Annotated in this window: 1 protein-coding gene; it reads right to left on the bottom strand. The window is 68.8% G+C overall.

Annotated elements, in window-relative coordinates:
* On the bottom strand, positions 1 to 6,697 hold a 6,697-nt coding region (locus QOD90_RS05525), incomplete at both ends, for an amino acid adenylation domain-containing protein (RefSeq protein ID WP_526347479.1).

Raw genomic sequence — 6,697 nt, 5'->3', positions numbered from 1 at the left:
CGCTGCCACAGCGTGTAGTCGGCGTACTGCACCGGTAGTGGAACCCAGTCGGGAGCCAGCCCATTCGATCGGCTGGCATAGGCCAGCCCTAGGTCGGCCACCAGTGGCCGCAATGACCACCCGTCAGCGGCGATGTGGTGCACCACGACCACCAGCACGTGTTCGCCATCGCCCACGCGGAAGAGGCTGGCCCGCAACGGGATTTCTGCGGCCAGGTCGAATGCATGCCGCCCGGCCGCGCGGACGGTGCCGTCGAGCCGGTCCGTCGACCACTCCCCGGCGTCGGCCGTGTCCCAGCCGATGTCGACCCGATCGGCGGGAATGACCACCTGCCGGGGTGAGCCGTCCGTCGCCGCGAACACGGTGCGCAGGCTCTCGTGACGGCCCACCACGTCGGCCACTGCCGCGCGCAGCGCATCGGCATCGACCCGGCCGCGGAGCCGCAACGCCACCGCCATGTTGTAAACCGGTGACGGGCCCTGCAATTGGTCGATGAACCACAGTCTCTTCTGGGCGAAGGACAGCGGAAGCACGGCAGGCCGCTCGGCTGCGACCAACGGCTCCCGTCGGGCCGCGCCCTCGCCGATCCGTGGCGCCAACTGGGCAACGGTGGGCGCTTCGAACACCGTACGCACCGGAAGGTCGACGTCCAATGCGGCGTTGATCGCGGCGACCAGGCGCATCGTCGACAGCGAGTCGCCACCAAGGTCGAAGAACGAGTCGTCGACACCGACCCGGTCGACGTCGAGCAGCTGCGCATAGATGGTCGTCAGAATCTCTTCGACCGCGCCGGACGGGGCGCGGTAACGCGCAGCGTCCTGGTAGTCCGGCGCGGGCAGGGCGCGGGTGTCGAGCTTGCCGTTGACCGTCACCGGCAGCACGTCCACCCTGACCACCGCCGCAGGGACCATGTAGGCGGGCAGTCGCCGGGCGAGCGCCGCGCGCGTCGTCGCCGGGTCAGCGCGTCCGGTGACGTAGCCCACCAGGCGTTTGTCGCCTGGCCGATCCTCGCGGGTGATCACCACCGCTTGCTCGACGCCGTCCAGCGCGGCCAACGCCGACCGCACCTCACCGAGCTCGATGCGATACCCACGCACCTTGACCTGCTCGTCGGCGCGGCCCAGATAGCGCAACTGCCCGTCGGGACCCCATGACACCAGATCCCCGGTGCGATACATCCGTGTGCCAGGCGCCCCGAACGGGCAGGCCATGAAGCGCGCGGCGGTCAAAGACGTGCGCCGCCAATAGCCAACGCCGACACCGCGACCCGCCAGGTACAGCTCACCGACCACGCCAGCTGGCACCGGCCGCAACCACTCATCGAGGACGAAGAATGCCGCGCCTGCGGTTGGCGACCCGATCGGCGGGGCCCCGGAACCCGCCGTCAGCGGAGTGCTCTTGCAGGCCCACATCGTCGTCTCGGTCGGGCCGTAGACGTTGACCATCGTCCGGCCGGGTGCCCACCGATCCACCATCTCCGGCGGGCAGGGCTCGGCACCGATGATCAGTGCCGTCGATTCCAGACCGTCGGTGGACAACACCGCTGCAGCCGAGGGGGTTTGGGTGAGGACGGTGACCCGTTCGCTGACTAGAAGGGCATGGAAGTCGTCGGCGGACCGGGCCACCGCATCGGGCACCACCACCAGGCGCCCACCGTGCAGCAGCGCACCCCAGATCTCCCAGACCGAGAAGTCGAAGGCGTAGGAGTGGAACTGCGTCCACACCTGATCCGGCGTCAGGTCGACGCCGATCTCGAGGCCGTCGAACAACTGGGTGACGTTGTGCTGCGTGACCGCAACGCCCTTCGGCACGCCCGTGGTACCGGACGTGTAGATGATGTGCGCCAGATCGTCGGGTGCGGGTGCGGGTGGCGCAGTGCTGGGCTTGAGGTCGGCAGCGGGGTCACCGACGTCGACGACCGTGATGTCCAACCCGTCGAACCGGTGCGCCAGTGCGTCGGTGGTGACGGCGGCGATCGGCGCAGCGTCGGTGAGCATGAACTCGATGCGTGCCGACGGCAACGCCGGGTCGATCGGAAGGTAGGCCGCCCCGGACTTCAGCACCGCAAGGATGGCGACGATCGCCTCGGCGGATCGCGAGAACAGCAGCGCCACGGACTGGCCGGGACCGGCTCCACGATCGATCAGCAAGTGCGCCAACCGGTTCGCCGTCTCGTCGAGTTCGCGGTAGGTCAAGGAGCGGTCCCCGCACACCACGGCGACCGCAGCGGGGTCTCGGGCCACCTGCGCAGCGAACGACGAAGCCACCGACGCTTCGGGCGTCGGCCGGCTCAGCACGGCCCGATTGCCCCAGCGTTCCAGTCGCGCCTGCTCGACGTCGTCGAGCAGATCGACGGTGGACAGCCGTCGGCCCGGAGCTGCGGTGAGCCCCAGCAACACTCGCTGCAGCCGCCCGACGAGCGCCTCGACGCTGTCCGCATCGAATACGTCGGTGCGGAACTCCACCATCACGTCGAGTCCGGCGGGCTCGCCGCCTTCATCCCAGCGCTCGCCGAGCGAGAACGCCAGGTCCATCCGCGCGGTCTTGGTGTCCACCGGCAGGGGTGTGACCTGCAGATCGCCCAATGCCAACCCGGCGGCATCGCTTGCCTGCCAGGAGAAGTTCTGCCAGCCCAACAACACCTGGATCAACGGGTGATGGGTCAGGCTCCGGGTCGGGTTCAGCCGCTCGACGAGCATCTCGAAGGGCACGTCCTGATGCTCGTAGGCGGCCAGGCTGCGCCTGCGCACCTGGGCAAGCAGCTCGACGAACGTCGGATCACCGCCCAAGTCGACGCGCAGCACCAAGGTGTTGACGAAGAAGCCGACCAGGTCGTCCAGCGCGGCATCACGGCGGCCGGCGATCGGAAAGCCCACCGCCACATCAGAAGTCGAGCCAATCTTGGACAGCAGCGTGGCAAACGCGGCCTGGATCACCATGAAGCTGGTGGCATTGTGTTCCCGCGCCACGCGACGGACCTGTTGCTGCAACTCCACCGGCCACTGCACGGCGACCCGCGCACCTCGATGGTCGGCCACCGGCGGGTAGGGCCGATCGGTCGGAAGCTGCAGGTGTTCGGGCAGTCCGGCCAGGGCGTCCTTCCAGTAGACCAGCTGCGCGGCGATCGGGCTGCCGCTGTCGTCGAGTTCGCCAAACTGCGCGCGCTGCCACAGCGTGTAGTCGACATACTGCACCGGCAATGGCGCCCAGGCGGGCGGCCGCCCGACATACCGGCTGGCGTACGCCAGCCCGAGGTCACGCACCAACGGGGTGATCGACATGCCGTCGGCGGCGATGTGATGGACCACCGCCACCAGCACGTGTTCGCTGTCGGTCACCCGAAAGAGTCGGGCGTGGAACGGAATTCGGGCGGCTAGATCGAAGATGTGTCGTGCGGCCGCGCTGACGGCCTCATCCAGCCGGGCTGCTTGCCAGCCCCCGGCATCGGTTGTCTCCCATCCGATGTCGATACTCTCGGCGGGCACGACGACCTGCTGAGGAGACCCGTCGGGAGCGGCGAAGAGAGTGCGCAACGACTCGTGACGCACCACCACATCGGTGAGCGCCGCGTGGAGCGCGTCGACCTCGAGGCGTCCGCGCAGCCGCAAGGCGACCGCCATGTTGTAGATGGGTGATGGCCCCTGCAACTGTTCGAAGAACCACAACCGGCTCTGCGCGAACGACAATGGGACCACCGGCGGCCGCTCACCCGCCACCAGCGGCTCCAGCCGACGGGCGTCGCCGCCGATCCACGGCGCCAACTGGGCGACCGTCGGCGCCTCGAACAGGGCGCGTACCGAAAGGTCGACGTCCAAGCTGGTGTTGACGGCACCGACCAGTCGCATGGCGGACAGTGAGTCTCCGCCAAGGTCGAAGAAGGAGTCGTCGACTCCGACCCGTTGCAGGCCAAGAATCTGGGCGAAGACGTCGGCGAGAATCTCTTCGACCGCACCGGCCGGTGCCCGGTAACCGTCGCCGTCGGAGTGCTCGGGTGGGGGCAGGGCCTTGCGGTCGAGCTTGCCCGAGGAGGTCAATGGCATCTCCTCGAGCACCACGATGTGCGCGGGCACCATGTAGTCGGGCAACCACGTGCTGAGCCGTTGCCGGACCGCGCTGATCTTGGTGCTGCTATGGGGCTCGTTGGCGTGCACGGCGTGCTGATGGGCCGCCGTCGGCGGCAGGTAGAGGTCGGTCAGCGCCGGCGCGGGCCGCGGGGCTTCGACGGCCGTGACGAACGCGGCGTCCACGGTGCCCGGTTGCGCACCCCACGTGACGGCGACGTGGTAGCCGAGGGTTTCACCGACGCGGTGCAACTCGTCGGGGGTTGCCGCGAAGGTGTCAGCCGTCTCGGCGATTACGTCAGCCAGTGACTGCCCCGCCGCGAGGGCGTGCTCGAGCCGGACGTCGGTAGTCACCCCGGCGCGGGGGATGCCGGCGACCCGGACGGTGTCGGGGCGCTGCGCGTTCAGCCGACTTCGCAGCCCGGTGAGGTCGGTGCACTGGGCCCACGTCCAGGTGGGCACGACGGCCAACGAGCGCACCTGGGCCGGCGCCTTCACGATGACGACGTCGTAGCGGTAGCGGCTCAGCTCGTTGTCGGCCGATCCGCGTTTGACCTGAATGTCGAGTGCGGCCGCCGACGCGTGACCGGCTGCCCAGGTACTGAAGAACGCAGGCGACAACATCAACTCGGGCTCACCGAGCACCGCGTGGTGGACCCGCTGGCGAATCACGGCCACGTCGGTGGTGGCGGTCGCACCGGTGCGCGCCAGCGCGATCGCGGTCTGGAACGCGTTCTGCAGGTCGTGATTGCGGACGTCGCCGATGAACAGTGACCCGCCGGGGGCCAGCAGCTCCACCGCCTTGTCGATCACGTCGGTCAGATAGGCCGCGTTCGGAAAGTACTGGACCACCGAGTTCACGATGATGGTGTCGAAGTAGTCCCGCCGCAGTCCGTCGGTGACGTGGGCGGGTCGAGTCAGAAGTTCAACCCGGTCGCGCCACGGAATCTGCAACTCCTGCAACGACCGTGCGAGCGTGTCCACGACCGTCGCCGAGACGTCGGTGGCCACGTAGTGCTCGCACTGCGGGGCGATCTGTGACAGCACCAACCCGGTGCCCGCGCCGATCTCCAACACCCGCCGCGGCTGCAGGGCCATGATCCTGGCCACCGTGGCGGACCGCCACTCCTCCATCTCCTCGATGCGAATCGGGTCGCCCGTGTAGCTGCTGTTCCAGCCACGGAAGTCCATCCCGAAGCCGCGGGACTCGAGCTGCGCCCCATAGAGCTCGTCGTAGATGTTCTGCCACTCCCCGACGACCGTCGCGTCGTGCTGGGCGTCGCGGTTGGTGTTCGTGGCGTGCTCGAAGGTGAGGTAGGCGACCAGCTGGGAACCGGTGGTGCCGTGGTGCACGGTGGCCGCGGCCTGCCCGACCCCTGGGCACGCCAGCAGGGCGCTCTCGATCTCACCGAGTTCGATCCGCTGTCCGCGTAGCTTGATTTGGGTGTCGACGCGACCGAGATAGTCCAGCGCGCCATCGGAGTTCCACCGCGCCAGGTCGCCGGTGCGATACATCCGGGTGCTGAATTCGTCTTGTCCCGCAAGGGGATTGGCGACGAACCGTTCTGCGGTCAGCGTCGCTCGACCCACGTACCCGTGCGCCAACGCGCGTCCGGCGAGGTACAGCTCACCCATCACGCCGATGGGCGCCGGGTTCAGCTGTGCGTCGAGCACCAGCGTGCGCACTCCCGGAATCGGGGTGCCGATGTTCACCGGATGCATCGGCGACAGTGGCGCGCCGGTGGCCCAGATGGTGGCCTCGCTGGGACCGTAGGCGTTGAACATGTGCCGGCCAGGTGCCCACGCGTGCACCAACTCCTCGGGGCACGCCTCCCCACCGGTGATCAGCGTCGTCAGCCCATCGAGCCGCGCCCGATCCAGCGACGCCACCACCGTGGGGGTCAGCAGCGTCGCGCTGACCCTCTGTTCGGTCATCAGCGCAGTCAGTGCCTCACCGGCGTAGACGTCCGGGGGCGCCACGACCAACGCCGCCCCCGATCCCGTCGCCAGCAACATCTCGAACAGTGACGCGTCGAAGGTGGGCGCGGCCACCATCAACACCCGGGACAGTCCACCCAGCCCGTACGTCTTGCGTTGTGCCGCAGCCGCTCCCAGCAGGCCGGCGTGGCTGACCGCCACTCCCTTGGGCTCGCCCGTCGATCCCGACGTGAAGATGACGTAGGCGGTGTCACTCACCCCGAGGGCGGCGACCCGGTCACCATCGGTGATCGGCTCCGCACTGCGTCCGGACACGTCCAGACCGTCGATGCGGAACACGGGGCGTGGCCCTGCCCCTGCGACCGTATCGCTGCCGCAGGTCAAGACGCACCGGGCCACCACCGAATCAAGCACCGCGGCAATGCGTTCGACGGGGTGGGTGCGGTCCACCGGCACGTAGATGCCGCCTGCCTTGACCACCGCCCACCAGGCCACCACCAGTTCGGCACCCCGGTCCGTCGCCACGCCGACGGCGCACTCCGGACCGATCCCCTGCTCGATGAGCATCCGCGCCAACCGCGTGGACCATTCGTCGAGCTCGCGGTAGGAGAAGTTGCGAGCGCCGTCGACGACCGCCAACGCTTCGGGGTCTGCCGCGACCGCCTCGGCCAGCACCTGCGGCGCGATCCCGATCGGCG

It is taken from the genome of Mycobacterium sp. (genome assembly GCF_032161845.1).
Classification (GTDB): Bacteria; Actinomycetota; Actinomycetes; order Mycobacteriales; family Mycobacteriaceae; genus Mycobacterium.
The sequence above is the reverse complement of the archived record's forward strand: the minus strand, read 5'-3'. Positions and strand labels throughout refer to the sequence as shown.